General features: G+C 45.9%; 18 protein-coding genes. 10 read left to right on the top strand and 8 right to left on the bottom strand.

The genetic code is table 11. The annotated features are described in order from the left end of the window. Position 1: 1 nt before the first annotated feature. On the bottom strand, positions 2–3,880 hold the full coding sequence (locus tag QUA36_RS00690; protein ID WP_333454922.1) for a tetratricopeptide repeat protein: 3,879 nt from the start codon (positions 3,878–3,880) through the stop codon (positions 2–4). Between the two features lie 214 nt (positions 3,881–4,094). Here QUA36_RS00690 and rpiA point away from each other — a divergent pair, with 214 nt between their 5' ends. Continuing rightward, positions 4,095–4,811 carry a ribose-5-phosphate isomerase RpiA gene (gene rpiA, locus QUA36_RS00685; RefSeq protein ID WP_333454920.1) on the top strand — a complete coding sequence of 239 codons (717 nt, stop codon included), beginning with the start codon at positions 4,095–4,097 and terminating at the stop codon, positions 4,809–4,811. Positions 4,812–5,078: 267 nt separating this feature from the next. Here the strand turns inward: rpiA and QUA36_RS00680 are convergent, their stop codons facing one another. Next, the gene (locus QUA36_RS00680; protein WP_333159921.1) at positions 5,079–5,240 is read right to left on the bottom strand and encodes a hypothetical protein; all 162 of its coding nucleotides are present in this window, start codon (positions 5,238–5,240) and stop codon (positions 5,079–5,081) included. Here QUA36_RS00680 and QUA36_RS00675 point away from each other — a divergent pair. Next, entirely contained in the window at positions 5,200–6,384 is a 1,185-nt protein-coding gene (locus tag QUA36_RS00675) for an aldo/keto reductase (RefSeq protein WP_445301408.1), read from the top strand. The two genes, QUA36_RS00680 and QUA36_RS00675, sit on opposite strands and share 41 nt — an antisense overlap. 214 nt (positions 6,385–6,598) lie before the next feature. Beyond that, positions 6,599–7,354 carry a Fe-Mn family superoxide dismutase gene (locus QUA36_RS00670; RefSeq protein WP_333454918.1) on the top strand — a complete coding sequence of 252 codons (756 nt, stop codon included), beginning with the start codon at positions 6,599–6,601 and terminating at the stop codon, positions 7,352–7,354. Between the two features lie 66 nt (positions 7,355–7,420). On the opposite strand, the gene rsmG is transcribed toward QUA36_RS00670, so the two are convergent. Beyond that, complete coding sequence (gene rsmG, locus QUA36_RS00665; protein WP_333454916.1) at positions 7,421–8,164, bottom strand: 16S rRNA (guanine(527)-N(7))-methyltransferase RsmG; 744 nt, start codon at positions 8,162–8,164, stop codon at positions 7,421–7,423. A 97-nt stretch (positions 8,165–8,261) separates the two neighbouring features. Next, entirely contained in the window at positions 8,262–8,933 is a 672-nt protein-coding gene (locus tag QUA36_RS00660) for an energy-coupling factor ABC transporter ATP-binding protein (RefSeq protein WP_333159808.1), read from the bottom strand. A 429-nt stretch (positions 8,934–9,362) separates the two neighbouring features. Between QUA36_RS00660 and QUA36_RS00655 the strand changes: the two genes are divergently transcribed. From QUA36_RS00655 to QUA36_RS00645, 3 genes are all read left to right on the top strand, one after another. Next, positions 9,363–10,379 (top strand): Sll0314/Alr1548 family TPR repeat-containing protein, encoded by a 1,017-nt coding sequence (locus QUA36_RS00655; RefSeq protein ID WP_333454914.1) that lies wholly within the window; start codon positions 9,363–9,365, stop codon positions 10,377–10,379. Between the two features lie 14 nt (positions 10,380–10,393). Continuing rightward, positions 10,394–10,846, top strand: coding sequence for a DUF3531 family protein (locus QUA36_RS00650; RefSeq protein ID WP_333454912.1), 453 nt, complete (start codon positions 10,394–10,396; stop codon positions 10,844–10,846). 175 nt (positions 10,847–11,021) lie between these two features. Then, positions 11,022–11,450 carry an NUDIX hydrolase gene (locus QUA36_RS00645; RefSeq protein WP_445301406.1) on the top strand — a complete coding sequence of 143 codons (429 nt, stop codon included), beginning with the start codon at positions 11,022–11,024 and terminating at the stop codon, positions 11,448–11,450. A gap of 181 nt (positions 11,451–11,631) precedes the next feature. Here the strand turns inward: QUA36_RS00645 and QUA36_RS00640 are convergent, their stop codons facing one another. Together QUA36_RS00640 and ychF are read right to left on the bottom strand one after the other, a co-directional pair. After that, positions 11,632–11,997 (bottom strand): phage holin family protein, encoded by a 366-nt coding sequence (locus QUA36_RS00640; protein ID WP_333454911.1) that lies wholly within the window; start codon positions 11,995–11,997, stop codon positions 11,632–11,634. Positions 11,998–12,018: 21 nt separating this feature from the next. After that, entirely contained in the window at positions 12,019–13,110 is a 1,092-nt protein-coding gene (gene ychF / locus QUA36_RS00635) for a redox-regulated ATPase YchF (protein ID WP_333454909.1), read from the bottom strand. Positions 13,111–13,231: 121 nt separating this feature from the next. Here ychF and QUA36_RS00630 point away from each other — a divergent pair, with 121 nt between their 5' ends. Next, entirely contained in the window at positions 13,232–13,588 is a 357-nt protein-coding gene (locus tag QUA36_RS00630) for a hypothetical protein (protein ID WP_333454907.1), read from the top strand. Between the two features lie 133 nt (positions 13,589–13,721). Here QUA36_RS00630 and QUA36_RS00625 read toward each other — a convergent pair whose 3' ends face one another. Beyond that, positions 13,722–13,970: a gamma-aminobutyric acid A receptor, epsilon-like protein gene (locus QUA36_RS00625; protein WP_333454905.1), complete on the bottom strand. Its 249-nt coding sequence runs from the start codon at positions 13,968–13,970 to the stop codon at positions 13,722–13,724. 358 nt (positions 13,971–14,328) lie between these two features. On the opposite strand from QUA36_RS00625, the gene QUA36_RS00620 reads away from it, so the two are divergent. The 3 genes from QUA36_RS00620 to QUA36_RS00610 all read left to right on the top strand — a co-directional run bounded on the left by QUA36_RS00620 (position 14,329) and on the right by QUA36_RS00610 (position 17,884). Next, on the top strand, positions 14,329–15,945 hold the full coding sequence (locus QUA36_RS00620; protein WP_333454903.1) for an aminotransferase class I/II-fold pyridoxal phosphate-dependent enzyme: 1,617 nt from the start codon (positions 14,329–14,331) through the stop codon (positions 15,943–15,945). Between the two features lie 99 nt (positions 15,946–16,044). Beyond that, the gene (gene cbiT, locus QUA36_RS00615; RefSeq protein ID WP_333159834.1) at positions 16,045–16,638 is read left to right on the top strand and encodes a precorrin-6Y C5,15-methyltransferase subunit CbiT; all 594 of its coding nucleotides are present in this window, start codon (positions 16,045–16,047) and stop codon (positions 16,636–16,638) included. Between the two features lie 328 nt (positions 16,639–16,966). Further along, positions 16,967–17,884 carry a phosphatidate cytidylyltransferase gene (locus QUA36_RS00610; RefSeq protein ID WP_333454901.1) on the top strand — a complete coding sequence of 306 codons (918 nt, stop codon included), beginning with the start codon at positions 16,967–16,969 and terminating at the stop codon, positions 17,882–17,884. A gap of 204 nt (positions 17,885–18,088) precedes the next feature. Here the strand turns inward: QUA36_RS00610 and QUA36_RS00605 are convergent, their stop codons facing one another. Further along, entirely contained in the window at positions 18,089–18,940 is an 852-nt protein-coding gene (locus QUA36_RS00605) for a DUF2993 domain-containing protein (RefSeq protein WP_333454899.1), read from the bottom strand. Between the last annotated feature and the right edge of the window lie 192 nt (positions 18,941–19,132).

Genomic DNA, 19,132 nt, shown 5'->3' with positions numbered 1-19,132 from the left:
GTCAACCGTCAACTGACAAAAGTTTTTGAAACACCTTATACATATCCTCAGCCAACTTTTTAGGATTCCACAAAGGTGCGAGATGTTCTGGCTGCTTAGATTTTACTAAATGCTCTTTCACCGAATTTCTGAAACCAGCATCGCGGCCAAACTTAACTCCCCACTGCGTGTATTCTTCCCAAGTCCACGCCGCACCAACATCAACATTTGCACTTTTGAGAAAAGCGTAACCCATGCGCGAAAGATATTGGTCGCCGGATCGAGTTACCACTGGCAAATTCGCCCACAAAGCCTCTAAATTGTGAGTCCCCCCATTGTAAGGATAGGAATCTAAAAGCACGTCGGCTACATAATAAATAGCCCGGTGTTCTTCTTCACTTCTGGTTTGCCCTATAAACTTAATCCGACCAAAATCTACTCCCTGAATTTCGCATTCTTGGCGGTAAGTGCTGTGAATAACGTCGGGGTCGCCTTGACCTTTGCGGATTAACACACTATCTGGTACTTGCTTAAGGATTGTAACTTGAGCTCGTACCATTTCGGGATTCGTTTTTCTCCCTGGCGAAACGCACAGATAAGTCATCTGATCTAAGCCAATTCCGAGAGCATTTCTAATCGCCTCTCGATTGACAGGAATGCTTTGCAGTGCGCCAATTGCTACCGAACAAGCAGGCAATCTTACTAACTGTTCTAAGTAATTTTTTTCAACACCAGGGGGGTGAGTGTGTTCGTCGCATAGAAAGTAGTGATTATCTGAAATGTAGGGTGCGTCAAATCCCAGCCAAGAAACGCAAATACCCGCAGGATATTGATACAGCACTTCGACATTTGTGGGTACAGTCATCGAGTCTAAGTCTATCAAAACATCCAAGTTGTCTTGCGCTACTTCGGCGAAGATTTCACCGCCATCAGCAAAGCCGTTTGGATATTTTTTAGGCCAGTAAAACTTGCCCGCCATGTCTTCAAACCGCTGCGTAACCTCATCTCGGTGGAGTTTCCCAGTGACGTAAAGGTGAACGTGGGGGGTGATGTGGCTTAATTCGCGAATTAAAGCTTCGCTGCACCAGCCTACTGAGTGGCGGCGGAAGTGTTTGGAAAGGAAGCCGATTTTTAAAGGGCGCTGTTCTTTTGTTTGATAATTGGCTAGGTTGCTTCTGTTGATTTCCTGGCGCTTAGGGACGGCTTTTTGGTAGTATTCTTTGGCAATGAGTCGATAAAAACTGGCATTTTTTTCGCGGTTGTCTCGCAGGTGAGAAACTGCAAACAGGAAGATTTCGTAGAGCAGTTTTAGTTCGATTACGCTAAAGGTTTCGACCTTTTCGTAACATAGTTTTTCGATTTCTTCGAGTTTTTGAATTGCCTGTTGGCTGACACCTGATTGCAGGTAGGAAAAGACGTAGGCTGTAGCTGACATGATTGGGGCATTTTCGCCGCAGTTTTCGCAGTATTTGTCAGCTATGCTACGGGCTCCGGCGAGGTTGGTGGAATGGCTTAGCAAGTCGCACAATTGTTGGTAGGCTTCGCTATATTTGGAGTTGCATTGGATCGCCTTTTCAAAATTGGCGATCGCCTCCAACGGCTTATCTTGTTTCTGAATGTGTCCCATCCGGCAGTAAACCTCTGCCCAACTCGGTTTTAATGCCAGGGCTTGCTGATAGCTTACTAAAGCTTCTTCCAGCCGCCCCTGCATGGAAAAACAACTGCCGAGGTTAGCGTGAACTTCCGGCCAATCGGGCTTGATTTTCAGAGTATTTTGGTAATTGGTAATCGCTTCTTCGTACTTGTTTTGCTGTAAAAAAGAATTGGCTATATTGAAGTGCAAAACTTCTAAATGTGGCTTTAAAGCTACAGCTTTCTGATAGTAAGCGATGGCGGCGTCGAGATTGCCTTGTTGCGATCGCGCGCTGCCGATGTTACCGTAGGCTTCTGCCCAATCCGGTTTAATGGCGATCGCTTTTTCGTAGCATTCGATGGCTTCATCGCGCTTTCCTTGGCCCAAAAGTCGATTACCTAAGTTAAAGTGGAAGTCTGCACCGACTAGCTGCGGGTTGAGTTCGGATGTTCTTTTAAAACAGGCGATCGCTGCTTCGATGTTGCCGTGTTTCTGATATACTTTCCCTAAGTTCCAGTGAGCGCCCGCTAAATCGGGACTGAGGGCAATGGCTTGCTGGTAATGGGCGATCGCTTCTTCCAAACGCCCCATTTTGAAATACATACTGCCGATATTGGCGCGCACTTCCGCAAAATTTGGCTGCAATTCTAGGGCTTGAGAATACGATCGAATTGCAGCTTCTGTTTTGCCTACTGCTTGCAAAGCATTCCCTAAAGTTACGTAAGCATGGATGAAATCCGGTCGAATTTTTAGGGCTTGCTGACAAGCTGCGATCGCCTCTTTAATTTTACCTTGAACTAAAAACTGTTCTGCCAGTTCTTTGTAGGGTTCTACTTCTTGAAAATTGGCAACTTGTCCGCTATCTGGAACATTAAGCGAGGTAACTTGTTCTGAAAGTTGGGCGGGGTTTGTAAAGGGAGTATTTAAAGTTTCAGTGGTGGGCGCTGGCGGCAAATTGATGCTCGAAGGCTGCAAGCCGTAGCCTTCATCTTTGTTGACAGATACTGGTTGCGCTTCGCCTGATTCTGTTTCTAATTCGATAAAGTTGCTGTCGGTAGTTTGCCGCTCTTTTTGTGCGATTAAACTCGATAGTTTCTCAGCAGCGCTGGCATCTCCCGGTTGTAGACGCAGCACTTTTTGATAGCACGCAATGGCTGCATCTAACTTTTCTTGCTGCTGCAAAACGCTGCCCAGCATCATATTAACCGAACACAATTGAGGATTTATTAGCAGAGCTTTCTGGTAATAATTGGCCGCCTGTTCTAATTGTCCTAACTTGTAATACATACTGCCGAGATTCGCGCTAGCTTCAGCAAATTTCGGCTGAATTTCTAAAGCTTGCAAGTAAGATTGAATTGCAATTTCCAGCTTTCCTTGACTGTGCAGGGCATTTCCCATCGTCAAGTAAGCGGCAGCAAAATTAGGTTTGAATTTAAGAGCAAGATTGCAAGAGGCGATCGCCTTTTCAAATTCTCCTTGCAAAACATAAACTTCCGCCAACTTTTTATGAACTTCCGCATCTCCTGGATTTAACTCTAAAGCTTTCTGATAATTCTCGATAGCGCCACCGAGATCACCTGCATCTTTCAGCCGATTTCCCTTTACAAAATATGCTTGAGCTGATTCTAAATCCACCAACGACTCCGTTATCATTTGCTCTGCCACTCTTACAGGTTTTACACTAATAATATTCAACCATTTTACCCACTGTCGGGATCGCACAGACCAAGTACACCCTCGATTTATATATTCTACCTGCTGTCTCAGATGATTTTCAGCAGTTGCGCCACCCGCACCCGTGTCCTCATTTAAAACTCCAACTACGGCTTCTAAAAACCGCCTTGTATATCCCTCCCAATCTGCGCTGCCCGCCCGCTTCCAATTAGTTATCGATGCAAAATTTTTCACCCCTGACATTGAAACTAGACGGGCAAATCCAGCAGTTGTTTCCGGCAAAGCTGCTAATTCACTCGTCACAATCCGGCAACCGCAGGCCATCGCCTCCATCACGGCAATAGATGAGGTTTCCAAATAGGTATTCGGGTAAGCTAAAACCGCGACTGAACGCAGTTGCCGGACGAGTTCGGGTTGCGGTAAGGAACCGACGTACTCGACGCCTTCTGTTTCCTGGCACTGGCGGTAAAGTTGACCGAAAAAAAGCTTGTTATCATTGTCATCTATTTGGTGTACTTTCATGCTTGAAAATACTTTTAATCTGGTTCCTGGGACAGCTTGACGAATTTCGGGATCGAGAAAGCTGATTTTCATTGTGGCAATTATCCACCGATTTGTGAACTATATTTTTTTTATTTAACCGCAGAGGACGCAGAGGGCGGAGAGAAAAAAGAGAGAAGTTCCCACTTGAAATAATTTGCGAGTTTCCTCTCTTCTTCTTCTTCCTCTCTGCGTTCTCTGCGCTCTCTGCGGTTAAATAAATCCATAATAAATGGTATAATCTTAAAACTATTAAGGAGTACCGAACATGACCACAGAACAAGATCCCGTAAAATTGATGAAACAGCAAGTCGGCTTTGCTGCAGCCGATCGCGTAAAATCTGGTATGATTGTCGGACTCGGCACCGGGTCAACTACAGCTTATACTATTCAAGCATTGGGCGATCGCATAAAATCAGGTGAACTCAAAGATATCAAGGGAGTGCCGACATCTTTTCAATCAGAAGTATTAGCCAAACAGTACGGAGTTCCGCTGGCAACACTAGATGAAATCGACAGAATTGATGTTGCTATTGACGGCGCTGATGAAGTAGATCCTCACCTCAACTTAATTAAAGGTGGTGGCGCAGCCCACACCCGCGAAAAAGTAGTCGATTACCTCGCAGCTCAGTTTATTGTAGTAGTTGACAGTTCCAAAATGGTAGATAAATTGGGTTCAACTTTTCGCGTACCCATCGAAGTTATACCGATGGCATTAACACCAGTGATGCGCGCCATTGAAAAATTGGGCGGCAAACCCGAACTCCGCATGGGCGTGAAAAAAGCAGGCCCGGTAATTACCGATCAAGGTAATATGGTAATCGATGTCAAATTTGATGACATTGCCAACCCCGGAGAAATGGAAAAAACCTTGAATAACATTCCCGGTGTGTTAGAAAATGGTTTGTTTGTAGACTGTACAGATTTGGTTTTAGTCGGCGAAATCCAAGACGGAAAACCCGTAGTACGGGAGATTTCTAAATAGTCAAAACTGCCCACTGGTGGTCAAAAACTCTTTGTGGAACAGGCATCTTGCCTGTTCAGGAGAATGCTGCAAGAACTCTTTGTAGAACAGGCATCTTGCCTGTTCAGGAGAACGCTGGAATATGGGATTTACCACCCGCAAAAATACCAAAAACAAGGTTTCTTACCCTTTAGCAACCGCCAACACTATTAAGAAGTTCTTAATCAGTAAAACCAGTGCGATTGTTACATCTTCCTTCTCCCTTCTTCCTGACATCCGTTACATCCGTTACATCCCGTACATTGCTCGTTGCCGAACTTCCTTCTTCCTGACATCCGTTACATCCGTTACATCCCGTACATTGCTCGTTGCCGAACTTCCTTCTGCTATAGCTTTGACTTTAATTATGATGATGCAATATCGCAGATTCGGTCGCACAGAATTATCCATGCCTGTCTTTTCCTGCGGCGGCATGAGATATCATTACAAATGGCAAGACGTGCCAGCCAATGAAATTCCACCAGCCAACCAACAAAATCTAGAAGCGACGATTAGCTACTCGATTGAATGCGGCATAAATCACATAGAAACTGCTCGCGGTTACGGCACTTCCGAAATGCAGTTGGGGCGAATTTTGCCGAACTTTCCCCGTGAAAAGTTGATAGTGCAAACGAAAGTTAATCCCCAACCAAACTCCCAAGAGTTTCGCGAAGAATTTGATAAATCCTTAGCTTATTTGCAACTGGAATACGTCGATTTACTGTCGCTACACGGCATTAATACATGGGAATTGCTAGAGGATTCTATGCGTCCGGGCGGCTGCATGGATGTGGCGAGAAAGTTGCAAGCAGAAGGCAAAGTTAGGTTTATTGGTTTTTCCACTCACGGCCCGACGGATGTGATTGTCAAAACAATTGAAACTAATCAATTTGATTATCTTAACTTGCACTGGTACTACATCAATCAAAGTAATTGGCAGGCTATAGAAGCTGCTAAACGTCACGATATGGGCGTTTTTATTATCAGTCCTTCCGACAAAGGCGGTCAACTTTACAGCCCGCCGCAAAAATTGGTAGATTTGTGCTATCCGCTGAGTCCGATGGTGTTTAATGATTTGTTTTGTTTGTCGCATCCGCAAGTACATACTTTAAGTTTGGGCGCCGCCAAACCTGAAGATTTTAACGAGCATCTTAAAGCTGTAGAATTGTTAGATAGAGCCGATGAAATTTTGCCACCGATATTAGAAAAATTAGAAAAAGCAGCAATTGATAAATTAGGAGAAGATTGGTTTAAGACTTGGCACGTCGGTTTACCAAGTATCGAAAATACTCCCGGAGGTATTAATATTTATGTAATTCTGTGGCTGTGGAATTTGGCGCAGGCTTACGATACGATCGACTATTGCAAGATGCGCTACAACCTTTTAGGTAATGGGGGCCACTGGTTCCCCGGCCAAAAAGCCGATCGCCTCGATGAATTAGACTTGCGTCGCTCTCTCGCCCACAGTCCCCACGCTGCTAAAATTCCCGGTATTCTCCAAGCAGCCGATCGGCTTTTTGGAGGCGAAGCCATCCAACGCTTGTCCCAAGAATAATCGCAAAAAAACCCGGTTTCGAGACAGAAACCGGGTTGGTGAACCGGAGCACGTGAGTTAGTTACGCGCATACAATTAGCCTATACTTGAGGAACTCTCACAACCATCGCCCATCCGTCTCATCCATTCGGGCGATACAACTTTTTTTCTCAACTCACTCCCATTTTGCTTTAATCTGAGATAAAACAGTTAATAATTCACTTAGGTACTTTTTATGACTCTCAAACGCCGAGATTTCTTATATTTGCTGACGGCCAGCGTCGGAGCTATTACCGCAGGTGCTTGCCAAGCGTCAGGAAATAATGTACCGCAAGCAAGTCCCATTGCAGAAAGCCCAAAAATAGCCCAAACCCCCGGCCCTTTTACACTGCCGCCTTTGCCCTACGAATACAATGCTTTAGAACCGCACATCGATGCGCGGACAATGCAATTTCACCACGACAAACACCATGCCGCCTACGTTAAAAACCTCAATGATGCTGTCAGCAAATACCCGCAACTCAAAAATATCACTGCGGAAAATATGCTGCGAGATTTGAGCAAAGTTCCTGAAGATATTCGCACAACCGTCCGTAACAATGGCGGCGGACACTTAAATCACAGTATGTTTTGGGAAATCATGAGTCCCAAAGGTGGCGGCGAACCGACAGGGGCAATTGCAACAGCAATTCAGCAAAATTTCGGCAGTGTTGACGATTTTAAAGCAAAATTTAACGATGCCGGCGCCAAGCGTTTTGGCAGCGGTTGGGTTTGGCTAGTCCGCAATAAAGCTGGCAAACTTGAGATTACAACTACGGCAAATCAAGACACTCCTTTGATAGATGGCAACTATCCAATTATGGGTAACGATGTTTGGGAACACGCTTATTATCTCAAATACCAAAATTTGCGCGCCGACTACTTAAAAGCTTGGTGGAATGTTGTTAATTGGGCGGAAATTAACAAGCGCTACGAAAAGGCGATCGGGTAGTTTTCAATTAGATGAAATACAGGACACGGCAGATGAAATACAGGACACCGCAGTGCCGTGTCCCTACTAGCGAACGGGACGCTCGAACTGCTGTACAACTTTCCGCAAGTAAACGCAGTGCCGCGCCCCCTGACTCGTCGGCGTTGTGAATGCTTCGACTGACTCAACTGTGCCGCCCAAATGCTCGATCGCCCTTTGCAACTCCGTCTCTTCCTCCACCGTCCAATTCCCTCGGTAAAGTACAGCCAAACCGCCATTTTTTAGCAGAGGCAGCGCGCATTTAGCGCAGAGAGGAGCTGCTCCCACTGCTCGGAGAACGGCTAAATCATAAGCTTGTTTGTGCTGCGGCTGTCGGGCAATTTCATCGGATCTGCCCAACAAAGTCGCCGCATTTTCTATCCCTAAAGATGGCACAACTGTTGCCAAAAAATCAATTTTCTTGCGAGTAGAATCGAGCAAAGTAACTGATAGTTCCGGCAGGGCGATCGCGATCGGTAGACCCGGAAAACCCCCACCAGTCCCAATGTCGATCGCTTTCTGAACCGACTCGGCGCCTAATTCGGGATTTTCCGCCGAATTATGATTAGCTGGCAGCAGTCTCGCAATTCCCCGCAGAGAATCCCACAAATGTTTTTCCCAAAACTCCATCGGCTCAGTAATTCGAGTTAAATTCAAGGAGCGATTTCCCTCGACTATTAACTCATAAAGTCGCTGAAATTGTTGTTGCTGCGACTCATCCGGCTGCCAATTCAGCGTTTTTTGCCACAAGTCGTTCATCTGGGGCAACATAGGCATTGTAATCTGATTCATCTTCTATTCCCACTCTTTTGTAAGCTCTGCAAATTCTCTGTACTTAAAAATGCTTCATAATGCGGTAGACCCACCCGCACTAACTAATGACTAATGACTAATGACTAACAAAACTCGTTTCCTTAGCTTCTAATTTAGCCCGATCGACCTCCTGCAAATCCCCGTGGTCTAAAGTCCAAAATTTATCGGCTACACCCAACAAATCGCTAGCATCGTGAGTAACAATCAACAAAGTCCAGTGACTTTTCAACTTACTCAACAAGCTTACCAACTGCCGTCGCATCGACCAATCCAAACCCGCCGTCGGTTCGTCCAAAAGTAGCAAATGTGGCTGCCGAATTAGCTGCACCGCCAGGGCTACCCTGCGCTGTTGTCCGCCGCTCAAAGCGTGGGGGGAAGCGCGCAGAGGCAAATGTCCTAGTCCCACCTCTGCCATTGCTGAGTTAATTTGTTCTTGTCCCAATTCAGGATGACCCAACCGCAATTCTTCTAAAATTGTGCCTCCGCAAAAATGCCTTTCTGGAAACTGGAACACTAAACCTCCTAACTGTTGCAAGTGTTCTGGTGTTAATTCTTGTTCCCGCCAACGGATGTCGCCGCTAGTTTTTTCCGCTAAACCTGCTAATATTTCTAATAGCGTACTTTTGCCAGAACCGCTGCGACCCACAATCAGCCCCATTTGCTGCGAGGGCAGTTCTAAGTTAATATTTTTCAGAATAGGATTCGGACAGGCGGTAGGATGATATACTAAGTTTTTTAGATAAAGCATTAACGGCAGTTGTTAGTTAGCAGTTGGCAGTTGTTAGTTGGCAGTTGGCAGTTGGCAGTTGTTAACAGTCAACAGTCAACAATCATAAAAATAGTTATTGTTGGATCGGGGAACTTCTGGTTGTGCTATTGATAGTTAAGGCTGTTTTTGGCTGGGGCCGATCGCACACAATTATTTTACATAAATCTTTACAAAATTTTCCTTTTTTTTCAGGATTGGCGTTTGATTTTTTTGTTGTTTCATGGTATACTTTAACAATGGAAATCTGTCGTTTAATATATTACAAGTCACACTTCCATTATTAAAATATACCTCAACAACCACAAAAAATCAAGCAAATTTCGCTCTTTTTTTGGTCGCGGCCCGAAAGCCTGAAAATTTAACTCTCTTGTTTCTAGTTTACAGTATATTACATTGAGAGAATTGACGATGACGAAAACCCCTTTAGCATCGCTGGGCAAGCAAATGTTAAGTTCTAAACAGACAGTGCGGGCGATCGCCTGTGCAGGAGCGATCGCCCTCAGCATCTGCATTAACTCAGCAGTAGCGGGCGATCCCTTTCGCAGCAGCAACCAGCAGGCGATCGGGCCCAACACCGAAACCGTATTCAAAACAATGTTTCAGCAAGGAAACTACAAACAAGCAAAAGCACAAGTTCAACAAGCACTATCAGCCGAACCAAACGAACCGCTAGCCTATGCGATGGCAGCCTCCCTATCATACATCGAGCAGGACTTAAGCTCGATGAATTCCTACGCACAAAAAACCCGCGAAGTCGGCGAAAAATTGACTAAAACCAATCCCTTGCGCGGCAATATTTACACAGCCGTCGGCCACTTTTTAGAAGGGGCGAACATTATAGCAAAAGAAGGAACAGCCAAAGGCGCGCCCCAAGCTTTGAGTAAATTGCGAGTAGTATTTCAATACCTAGAGGCTGCAGAAAAAATAGCCCCCAATGACCCCGAACTCAACTTAATCAAAGGCTACATGGACTTAATGCTAGCCAAAAACCTGCCCTTTTCCAACCCCAACGAAGCAATTCAAAGACTCGAACAAAAAGCCTCTCCGCGCTACTTAGCTTATCGCGGCATGGCAGTAGGCTATCGAGACTTGAAAAAGTACGATCGCGCTTTAGAGTTTGCCAACAAATCCCTAGCCGAAACCCCCAATAATCCAGAAATTCTCTATCTAAAAGCACAAATATTGTTTTCCCAATCCCAGGGTAAAGACAGCAACAAAACCTTACTTGAAGAAGCCCGAAAAAACTTCGACGCAGCCTTAGCAAAACCCGACCAACTGCCGCGCAGTTTAGTAGCCGAAATCTTCTTTCAACAGTGCAGAACCCGCAACCGTCTAGACAGCCAATCTCGCGACTGCGACCCGATGCGCGATAAAATTAGAGATGCAGATGGAGTCTGGGGGCCGGCGGCCTTACCACCACTATAAAAACAAAAAAAACGATGCAAGTAGAGTTTCGCGAGTTTAACCCCTTTGACCTCTGGATTTGGCTGAAGTTCAGCAACGTACCTTCAAACGGTGAAAAACAGTATGTTGAAGAAGTGTTTGACTCTTGGTTTTTCTTGGGAAAACTGGGAGGATTTAATGCGGAAAATTTGCAAGTTCAAGATGAAGGCTTAGACATCAGTGATATGAATTACGATGTTAATCTAGCCGACCAAAGCATGATGGCTTTGATGCACAATATGGGAGAAATGGAGTATCAAGGTTCTTGGGCTCGCTGCTGGTTTGATTTGGGCACTAGCGATGCAATTGGCCTCGATGTTTTAATTAATGTTTTCCAGCAACTAAGCAAAGAATTCGTAACGATTGAAAAACTAATTATCGGCGGTGAAAATATAGACTGGCCAATTGAAAATAGAAGCAGCAGGGAGGGTTTTGCTAGCGATAATTAAACGTGGGCATCACACGGATGACACGGATACAGAGATAATATAGTCCTGGACGCACCGGTAATCAGAAACCGGGTTTTTCCCTTGAATACTTTGTTACAACCCTTGAAGGGCCAAAAACCCGGTTTCTTTAGTTTGATGCTTAATGATTAATGACTGATGACTGAATGGCTATATTATGCAAGATAAAATTCGCGTAATTGTTTTAGGATTGATTCGATCGGGCGATCGCATCTTCGTTTCCGAATGCTGCGATCCGGTCAAACAAGACACTTTTTACCGAGCTCTGGGCGGCGGCGTAGAATTCGGAGAGCACAGCATCGACGCTTTGCAAAGAGAGTTTCAAGAAGAAATTCAAGCCGAGTTGACAAACATCAAATATTTGGCTTGTTTGGAAAACTTCTTTGTTTATAATGGCCAAGCCGGACATGAATTAATACAACTATACCAGTGCGATTTTGTCGATTCCAAATTTTATGAATTGGATAGTCTAGCCTTTGCAGACGGAGATGGGGAACATACTGCATTTTGGATTGCGGTCAAGCGCTTTCGATCTGGCGAATTGCGCCTAGTTCCAGACAAATTTATCGACTACTGCGAAAGCTAATAATAACTACAGGACTAAGGCAAACTGGCACAGTCTTCAAGCAATTTTTAGATTTGTAGTTGCGCTTCAGCGCCGGTCAGCGCTGAAGCGCAACTACAAACCTTTTTCAACCGAAATATTTGCTATGACCAACAGGATAAATAAACCCGCCCCTTCCTTCCGCCTAGCGCGTTACATTTAACTAGCGAAAACTAGGCAGAGTCCGCAACACCTCATAGAGCAAAGAGTTGATAAAACCGAGGGCGATCGCCCCCAGCAAAGCACTCCAAATTCCCCACCGCAAGCGAAATCCATCCACTAGCCAAGCCGCCAATCCAAAGATAGCAGCGTTGATAACAATCATAAACAAGCCAAAAGTTACCAACACAAATGGAAAACCCAAAACCACAAAAAGCGGCCGCACCAAAGCATTCAGCAATCCAAAAACCGCCGCCGAAATCATCGCTTTTCCAAAAGTGTCAATATCTACCCCGATGGGCAACTTGGAAATGATAAAAAAGCTCACAGAAGTTACCAGCCAAGCAATTGCTAGCGAAACGATATCCATGTGTTCATCTCCTTAAAAAAGCTAAACATTAAATCGGAACAACAGCACGTCCCCCTCTTGTACAATATACTCTTTTCCTTCACTGCGAACTAAGCCTTTTTCCTTAGCTGCATTCATCGCGCCCGTAGCAACCAAATCTTCATAAGCTACAGTTTCGGCCCGGATGAAACCCCGTTCAAAATCAGAGTGAATAACCCCCGCAGCTTGCGGTGCTAGCATTCCCGCGATAATCGTCCAAGCGCGAGTTTCCTTCGGCCCGCTAGTAAAATAAGTCCGCAAACCCAATAATTCGTAAGTAGCTCGAATCAGAGATTTCAAGCCACCTTCTTTTACACCCAGAGATTCTAGGAAATCCGTTCGTTCTTCCTCGGATAACTCCACCAATTCTGACTCAACTTGCGCCGAAACTATGACAACCTTAGCATTTTCTTTAGCTGCTACTTCCCGCACTTGTTCGACATAGCTATTTCCAGTTGCTAAATCGTCATCGGATACGTTAGCAGCATAGATAATTGGTTTGTTGGTCAGTAATTCCAAACCTTTAACTAATTCAGCTTCTTCATCTGTGAAATTGTACTGCCGCGCCGGTTTCCCCGCATTCAAAACAGCGACTAATTTTTCGAGTACATCCACTTCTGCCTGAGCTTCCTTATTGTTGCGGGCTAGCTTGCGAGTGCGATCGAGCCTGCGTTCAATTTGAGCTAAGTCTGCTAGAATTAATTCGAGATTGATAATATCAATATCTCGCTGCGGATCGACAGAACCCGCAACGTGAATAATATCATCATTGTCAAAACAGCGGACAACGTGGACGATCGCATCTACGGCCCGGATGTGAGACAAAAACTGATTTCCCAATCCTTCTCCCTGACTCGCCCCCTTCACCAAACCCGCAATATCCACAAACTCCATCCGCGTCGGCACAGTTTGCACGGAATTGGAAATATTGCTCAGCACCTTCAACCGTTCGTCTGGCACTGCCACGATACCCGTATTTGGCTCGATCGTACAGAAAGGAAAATTAGCAGCAGTCGCCTTGGCATTAGCAACCAGAGCATTAAACAAAGTAGATTTGCCAACATTAGGCAGTCCGACAATTCCGGCAGTAAGCATAGCTATTTAGAAACATATCACTGTTTCAAAATATCATAAGGAATAGCAATATATCTGACTTGTCCCTTCTAAGTTCTACAGCTAAGCTTGAATAAATATCGAACTTGAGGTAGATGGCTAAATGATTAACAAGTTGTTAAGCAAAGTAACGATGGCTGCGGGGCTGTCGCTGCCTCTGTTAGGGCTCACAGCAGCTAGCGTTTTTGCTCAGATGGTCACAATTTCGGTGATTAACAACAGCGGCAAGACGATGACAGCCGTCTATATGTCTCCTCCCGATAAGGATACTTGGGGAGAAAATGAGCTAGAGACCCCCATTGCCGATCGGGAAAAGGCAGATTTTCAGTGGAATCAAGCTGACTACGGTGGGTCGGAGGCGGGCTGTGTTTTTGATGTCAGGGCCGAATACGTTGACGACACATCCACTAATTTGCCTTCTGTTGACCTTTGTAAAGAGACTGCGCTCAACTTCAAGTAATCGATAATCTACGCAAAAACCGAGTTTTTTCAAGTCTGATATTCATCAAAAAGATTGGGGACTTTGGAGAAAGCCGGTTTTTGCGATCGACCTCACAAACAATCTTAAATTTCGCGATCGACTAAAACATAATTTAAACAGGTTCAGGGATTGTCTGAGGAATAGGCCCCGGCACTGTCTGAGGAATTGGAGATGGTACAGTTTCCGGCACCGGTTGGGGAATTGGCTGAGGAATTGGCGCAGGTACCGGTTCCGGTACAATGCCGGGAATCGGTTCGGGTACGGGGCCCGGCACTGGTGGCGATGCCGGTATAGTCGGCAGCCCCGGTTCGGTACTGGGAATCTGCGGGCCTGGAAATGGAGTAGGGTTGGGAAAAATCATGTTAGTTTTTTGCTCGCTAATAGAGATGTTCCACAAACATTTTGTCGCCACTTGTCGGTATATTTTTTTACAAAAATAACTGAGTTGTGGTATTGTTTTATCTCATAATTTTAAACTCAAGAGTGCAGCGCTCACATCTATCTAAATAGCTATAATTAACTATTACGGCTGCATAAATTTATGCCTTTGGCATTAAACTAAATACGTGGTTACAAATAAATATTAGATGGGGAGGGCGCGTGAGTAAAGCAATAAGCTGTTTGAGAGTAAAGATACTGGCTCAACCCCTTCCTATAAGATATTATGGTTTTTTCATATCGCTCTACTTAGATATCAAATACAGCAATCAAGATTAATCGTGTCACCAGCAAACTCTCAAACAAAAACTCCCCTATTAGATGCTTTGCGCGATCGCACAAATCACCCACACGCCCCATTCTACGCCCCCGGACATAAACGCGGACAAGGAATCTCTCAACCCCTAATTGACTTATTCGGTGCGGCAGTATTTAGATCGGATTTGCCCGAATTGCCGGAATTAGACAATCTCTTTAACCCAGAAGGTGCAATTGCCGAAGCTCAAGACTTAGCCGCCGCAGCATTTGGAGCCCAATCAACTAGGTTTTTGGCTAACGGTTCGACTTGCGGAATAATCGCCGCCATCTTAGCAACTTGCGGCCCTGGAGATAAAATTATCCTACCTAGAAATATCCACTCATCGGCAATTTCTGGTTTAATTTTATCGGGTGCAATTCCGATTTTTGTCAATCCAGAGTACAACCAGGATTGGGATATTGCCAACAGCATCACCCCAGAAGCCACAGCCGCAGTATTAGAACAACATCCCGACGCCAAAGCAGTAATGATGGTTTACCCAACCTATCACGGCGTCTGCGGAGATTTGCGGGCGATCGCCCAAATTACCCATCAATACAACATACCGTTATTAGTAGACGAAGCCCACGGCGCGCACTTTAACTTTCATCCAAACTTGCCAGAATCGGCACTATCAGCCGGCGCCGATTTAACAGTACAATCAATCCACAAAACCCTCGGTGCAATGACACAAGCATCGATGCTGCACGTCAAGGGATCTCGCATAGATATCCAAAAATTAAATAGAGCATTGCAGTTAGTACAATCTACCAGTCCCAGTTACATACTATTAGCATCCCTAGACGCAGCCCGCCAACAAATCGCACTCCACGGCGAACAGTTAATGACCAAAACTTTACTGCTAGCCGAAAAAGCGCGATCGCGCATCAGTCAAATTCCCGGCTTATCAGTTTTAGAACCGTTAAATACACCGGGTTTTGCAGCATTAGACCGCACCAGGCTAACAGTAAAAGTATCAGATTTAGGAATCACAGGATTTGCCGCCGATGAAATTCTGCACTCGGAATTCGCAGTCACCGCAGAACTTCCCATGCCTGAACATCTAACATTTATTATTAGCTTGGGCAATACAGAAACAGATATCGACAATCTAGTTAAAGCTTTTACGATTTTAGAAGGAAGAAGGAAGTTCGGCAACGGATTCTGTAACGGATGTAACGGATGTAACGGATGTCATGAAGAAGGAAGTTCGGCAACGGATTCTGTAACGGATGTAACAGATGTAACGGATGTCAGGAAGAAGGAAGAAGTCCGAAAGAAGAAGTCCGAGAGAAGAAGTCCGATGTCCGATGGAAGATTTGCCCAATATTCCACTCTCCCCCTCTCCCCCTCTCCCCCTCTCCTTTCCCCCCGTGAGGCTTTCTTTTTTCCAGCGGAAACAGTACCAGCAGACAAAGCAGTCGATCGCCTGTGCGCCGAACTCATCTGTCCCTATCCCCCAGGCATACCAGTCTTGATGCCCGGTGAAATCATTACCCCAGAAGCCGTTGACTACCTGCAACAAATCCTGGCCGCCGGCGGAAAAATCACAGGTTGCAGCGATCCCGGCCTCCAAACTCTCAAGGTTGTGCGACAGTAAATATTAAGGCTTGGGGGAAATTGGGAGAATTTCTACTTCTTCCGCGAGTTCCAACTTCGGTCTTGCTTCAATCAAAAATCAAAAATCAAAAATAGAACTATGCTTTGGCCCTACGTCACTCCAGGCATCCCGGATGACTTATTTGAACGTTTACCGGGAATTCCCATGAGTAAGCGAGAAGTCCGACTGCTGTTAATCTCCCACTTGCGGCTGCAAGCAGATTCAGTCGTGTGGGACATCGGTGCAGGTACTGGTACGATCGCCGTAGAAACAGGTTTGCTGTGTCCCAAAGGTCGGATTATCGCTGTCGAAAGGGACGAAGAAGTAGCAAGCTTGATTCGCAGAAATTGCGATCGATTCGAGCTCCACAACGTAGAAGTCATAGAAGGCAGTGCCCCGGAATGCCTGGAAAACCTGCCCCAACCCCCCCACCGAGTCTGCATCGAAGGAGGTCGCCCCATTAAAGCCATTCTCCAAGAAGTCTGGCGGTACTTGCAACCCCACGGTAGAGTTGTCGCCACAGCATCGAATTTAGAGAATCTTTACGCCCTTTCCGAAGGGTTCGCCGAGTTACAAGTCCGCAACATTGAAGTAGTCCAGTCCGCCGTCAACCGCTTGGAGACTCGCGGCCTCAGTCAAACCTTTGCCGCCGTCAATCCCATATTTATTCTCAGCGGCGAAAAGCTGGATTAGAAGTTAGTTGACAGTTGACAGTTAACTTTAACCTGGTTCCTCGGCAGAGCCTGGGAGTACATACCCAATGCCCCATGCCCTATGCCCTATGCCCATTCCTAAATGTAATTCTTAATCTTTTTTAAGTTCACTTAACCTTCATACTTAAGAATAGGGGCCACCATAGCTGGATTGACCGCCTGACTTGAGATATTGGATGACCGATGGGGGATAAGGGTTATTTGTGCAAGGGATCAACTCGTGCTCTAGAAAAATCTCAAATCCAAAATCCAAAATCCAAAATCCAAAATCGAATGATCCACCGCCGTCTGCAAGAGAAATTCATTTTATGCCTTGGTCTCGTATCCTGAGTGGAATAGTTGCGATCGCCCTTGCTTTGGGAATGATTATTTTGGGCGGATGGTACTTCACCGTCGGCTTCGGGATCATCGTTTACCTAGGTCAATTGGAATATTTTCAATTAGCCAGGGCTAAAGGCATTGCACCCGCTGCCAAAACTACCTTAGTTGTCAGTCAAGTTCTGCTAATTACGGCGGCCCTTGCACCGCAACTCGTAGATGCGATGTTTCCACTAGCTGGAACCTTCATCTGTTTCTACTTGCTGTTCCAACCGAAGTTATCGACGATCGCCGATATTGCCGCTTCAGTTTTAGGATTGTTCTACGGCGGTTATTTGCCCAGTTATTGGGTACGGCTGCGAGTCGGTCTCGACCCGGCAAATCTCGCTACAGCCCAACTTTCGCAAGCAGTAGCAAGCAATTTGCCCGTTAACATTTACCCCTCGCCGTCTTGGACAAGTTCCAGCAGCATATCTTTAGGATTGACTTCGCTGCTGCTGGCTTTCCTCTGCATCTGGGCCGCTGACATTGGCGCTTATTTTGTCGGCAAATTCTTCGGCCGCACTAGCCTGTCCCACATCAGCCCCAAAAAAACCGTTGAAGGTGCCGTATTTGGAGTTTGCGGCAGCATCGCCGTGGCAGTCGCTGGTTCTTGGTATTTACACTGGCCGGGGTGGCAGTATACTGGGGCTGCTTTTGGTCTGTTGATTGGGGTTGCTAGCCTGTTGGGAGATTTAACTGAGTCGATGATGAAGCGAGACGCCGGCGTTAAGGATTCGGGACAGTTGATCCCCGGTCACGGCGGCATTCTTGATCGCACTGACAGTTATGTTTTTACCGCACCGTTAGTCTACTATTTTGTCACTTTACTGTTGCCCGCGATCGACTCTTTTTTAATTAATCGGTAATTGGGAATTGGGAATTGGGCATTGGGCATTGGGCATTGGGCATTGGGAATTGGGAATTGGGAATTGGGCATTGGGTAGTATTCCCAGGCTCTACCAAAGAACCAGGTTAAAGCTAACAGTCAACAGTCAACAGTCAACAGTCAACAGTCAACAGTCAACAGTCAACAGTCAACAGTCAACAGTCAACAGTCAACATTCAACTAACTAAGGCAACACTCTAATGCCTCCCCGACAAACAATCTCCCCCGGACTCAAAATCAATTCTTCAATCTCAACTTCCGGCCCAAAATCAATTTTAAAACCATTTAAATCACTGCTTTTTAATTCTCCATCGAGTTCGATTTCTGGTGATTCAAACATCAATTTGCGACCGCTGGCTATCCGCAAACCAGTCCGCAATAACAAAGGAATTTGCCTACCGCTAGCGCGCAAAATTGCCGCCGAAAGCGTTAACAAACCCGCTTCAATTGCGATCTGAGAATTTTGCAACTTCAGCGACTTTTCCCTATCTGTCAGCGGCAGCATAGGCAGCAAAAATTCGCTCAAAGCATCAGCAAGCAAAGGCGCTTTCAGCGACGCATTCAAATCCGCTTGGCTGAGCCTCAAAACGCCTGCCACCGGAACGGATTCCAGGAGGCGTAGGGGTTGACCTTTGAGAGCTTGACCGAGGTTGATGCGAATGCCACAGCCCTCTATGGCAACTTCAGTTAGGTGTAGTCCTTTATACACAGCACCGCGAGCTGCAGCCGTGACTTTGGGGATCGCACCGCTGAAGATTTGTCGATCGCTCCCCTCAATTTTCACCTTCAACTCGTCCACCTGCTGAACTTGCGATCGCAGCCACAACTGCACCGCCGGAGACAGCACCGCGCTCGCGATCCGGCTGCCTTGACTCGGCGAAGGTTTCCCCGGTTCCTCGCCCAGATTAACAGTCCCACCAGACCCAGCAGCCCCATCTCTATTGTCAAATTGAAGAGAGTTTCGATCGACAGTCATAAACAATTTCAGAATATAAACCTTAATATTCAAGCACAGAAATTTAACTAGAGCTTGCACATCCAATCTCAAAAACCCGGTTTCTGCACAGATATATCGCCGTCAACCTCTGATTTTCCTGAGAAACCGGGTTGATGAACACAAGTCCGATCAACTCCAAAATCAAGCAGAAATCTGGCATCAGCAACGCCAGAAGCAGAAAAATTCTCACCTTTCTCCCCTTGGGATCTTTGGGGAGTTCACGAGTTGTGC

The organism is Microcoleus sp. Pol10D4, from assembly GCF_036701555.1.
Taxonomy (GTDB): Bacteria; Cyanobacteriota; Cyanobacteriia; order Cyanobacteriales; family Microcoleaceae; genus Microcoleus.
Note: the sequence above shows the minus strand (reverse complement) of the source record. Positions and strands in the feature narration are given on the sequence as shown.

Bases quoted from the DNA above. Each gene is read 5' to 3' on its own strand.
- QUA36_RS00690 (WP_333454922.1), bottom strand. From the start codon at position 3,880: ATGAAAATCAGCTTTCTCGATCCCGAAATTCGTCAAGCTGTCCCAGGA.
- rpiA (WP_333454920.1), top strand. From the start codon at position 4,095: ATGACCACAGAACAAGATCCCGTAAAATTGATGAAACAGCAAGTCGGC.
- QUA36_RS00675 (WP_445301408.1), top strand. From the start codon at position 5,200: ATGATGCAATATCGCAGATTCGGTCGCACAGAATTATCCATGCCTGTC.
- QUA36_RS00680 (WP_333159921.1), bottom strand. From the start codon at position 5,240: ATGGATAATTCTGTGCGACCGAATCTGCGATATTGCATCATCATAATT.
- QUA36_RS00670 (WP_333454918.1), top strand. From the start codon at position 6,599: ATGACTCTCAAACGCCGAGATTTCTTATATTTGCTGACGGCCAGCGTC.
- rsmG (WP_333454916.1), bottom strand. From the start codon at position 8,164: ATGAATCAGATTACAATGCCTATGTTGCCCCAGATGAACGACTTGTGG.
- QUA36_RS00660 (WP_333159808.1), bottom strand. From the start codon at position 8,933: ATGCTTTATCTAAAAAACTTAGTATATCATCCTACCGCCTGTCCGAAT.
- QUA36_RS00655 (WP_333454914.1), top strand. From the start codon at position 9,363: ATGACGAAAACCCCTTTAGCATCGCTGGGCAAGCAAATGTTAAGTTCT.
- QUA36_RS00650 (WP_333454912.1), top strand. From the start codon at position 10,394: ATGCAAGTAGAGTTTCGCGAGTTTAACCCCTTTGACCTCTGGATTTGG.
- QUA36_RS00645 (WP_445301406.1), top strand. From the start codon at position 11,022: ATGCAAGATAAAATTCGCGTAATTGTTTTAGGATTGATTCGATCGGGC.
- QUA36_RS00640 (WP_333454911.1), bottom strand. From the start codon at position 11,997: ATGGATATCGTTTCGCTAGCAATTGCTTGGCTGGTAACTTCTGTGAGC.
- ychF (WP_333454909.1), bottom strand. From the start codon at position 13,110: ATGCTTACTGCCGGAATTGTCGGACTGCCTAATGTTGGCAAATCTACT.
- QUA36_RS00630 (WP_333454907.1), top strand. From the start codon at position 13,232: ATGATTAACAAGTTGTTAAGCAAAGTAACGATGGCTGCGGGGCTGTCG.
- QUA36_RS00625 (WP_333454905.1), bottom strand. From the start codon at position 13,970: ATGATTTTTCCCAACCCTACTCCATTTCCAGGCCCGCAGATTCCCAGT.
- cbiT (WP_333159834.1), top strand. From the start codon at position 16,045: ATGCTTTGGCCCTACGTCACTCCAGGCATCCCGGATGACTTATTTGAA.
- QUA36_RS00610 (WP_333454901.1), top strand. From the start codon at position 16,967: ATGCCTTGGTCTCGTATCCTGAGTGGAATAGTTGCGATCGCCCTTGCT.